This is a genomic window from Microcoleus asticus IPMA8, from assembly GCF_013179805.1.
GTDB classification, from domain to species: Bacteria; Cyanobacteriota; Cyanobacteriia; order Cyanobacteriales; family Microcoleaceae; genus Microcoleus; species Microcoleus asticus.
The window spans coordinates 1-1,699 of the sequence record NZ_SRRZ01000287.1 but is presented as its reverse complement, the minus strand read 5'-3'; the positions used below and the strand labels follow the sequence as shown (position 1 = coordinate 1,699).

The 1,699-nt window shown below is 44.4% G+C and carries 1 protein-coding gene; it reads left to right on the top strand.

Features of this window, described 5'->3' with window-relative positions; translation table 11 throughout:
- A partial coding sequence (locus tag E5S67_RS31890) for a DegT/DnrJ/EryC1/StrS family aminotransferase (RefSeq protein ID WP_172193476.1) occupies positions 1-1,094 on the top strand: 1,094 nt, incomplete at its 5' end.
- Between the last annotated feature and the right edge of the window lie 605 nt (positions 1,095-1,699).

Sequence of the window (1,699 nt, the reverse complement as noted above, 5' to 3'; positions counted from 1 at the left end):
CAGGCCCGAAAGTCATGAGATTTCAAGACGAATTCAATGCTTACAAGGGTTCTCAGTACGCGATAGCAGTCAATTCTTGTACGGCGGGACTGCACTTGAGCCTCCTCGCTGCTTCGTTACAGCCGGGGGATGAAGTAATTACTACTCCGATGACTTTTTGCGCTACAGTTAATGCGATCGTCCACGCCGGGGCAACACCGGTACTGGCCGATGTAGATCCGGTGACAATGAATATTGACCCAGATCAAGTCGAAGCTAAAATCACTTCAAAAACTAAAGCAATTTTGCCGGTTCACTTCGCGGGTCGTCCCTGCGATATGGATGCGCTTTGCGAAATTGTTAGCCGTCACAACTTGAAGTTAATTGAAGACTGCGCTCACGCGATCGAAACAGAGTACAAGGGACGTAAAGCAGGCACATTTGGCGACTTCGGATGCTTCAGCTTTTATGTTACCAAAAACATTACCACGGGCGAAGGAGGAATGATTCTGGCGGCCAGTAAAGAAGACGCCGACAGGCTCAACATTTTAGCGCTGCACGGTATGAGCAAAGATGCTTGGAAGCGTTTCGGAGACTCGGGTTACAAGCACTACCAAGTGGTGGAAGTCGGTTTTAAATACAATATGATGGATCTGCAAGCTGCGATCGGCATTCATCAAATGAAACGAATTACTCCTTATTGGCAGCGGCGGGAGCAGATTTGGCAGCGCTACAACGAAGCATTTGCGGACCTGCCGATTACTTTGCCCGCCTTGCCAGAACCGGATACAATTCACGCTTATCACCTGTACACAATTCTGGTAGATGAAGCCAAAGCAGGAATCAGCCGCGACGAGTTCCTCAACGCTATGAATGCTGAAAATATCGGTGTCGGCGTGCATTACATGAGTATGCCGGAACATCCTGTGTATCAGGAAATGTTTGGATGGCAGCCGGAAGACTATCCGAATGCTGCGTACATCGGGCGGCATACAGTTAGCTTGCCGATTTCGGCAAAATTAACAGATGCAGATGTGGAAGATGTCATTGCTGCTGTTAAAAAATGTTTGGCGATCGGCAAAACTAAGAATCGGGTTTTGGCAACAGCAGGCTAAAGTCCTGAAATAGTTGGCCATACAAACATCCTAGCTGTTTTTTCAGAAAAGCAGCTAGGATGTTTTTTTTCGATATCGTTTTCTTCACAACGCCCTTGACAAGGTAATTATCAGCACCTCACTTTAATTAAACGTAAAATCCAATAGCTTTTAGACTCCCGACAACTAGGCGCGAAGTTGGGGTTCAGGGTATTCTGTTTTTTTAAGTGGTCTTACTTAGCAAATCCGGGCTTAAAACCCGGTAAGTTATCTTAGTCCGTAAGAACCAGGACGAAAGTATGTGTACCAGTAATTTCAATCGCCAAGTTATCTAAAACGCTTGAAAAGCCCTATTTAGTAGGACGCTAAACATATTGGAAAAATTTTCAGTGCGTTTTGGATGCTGCTGTTTCATTCTTTACAGTAAAAATACATAATTTTGGCTTCAGGGCCTTGTCAGTGAATTTACTGAAATGTTATCTTGTCACCATACAATCACTGTCAGACGGCAGAATCTACTTTTAAATCAAACGAGACTGGTCTCTAAACCGAGCCTCATTTTTCTATATTCGTGTTTAGAAAAAAGTAGAAAAACTCTAGTTAACTCAAGATGAATCCCATGTTAA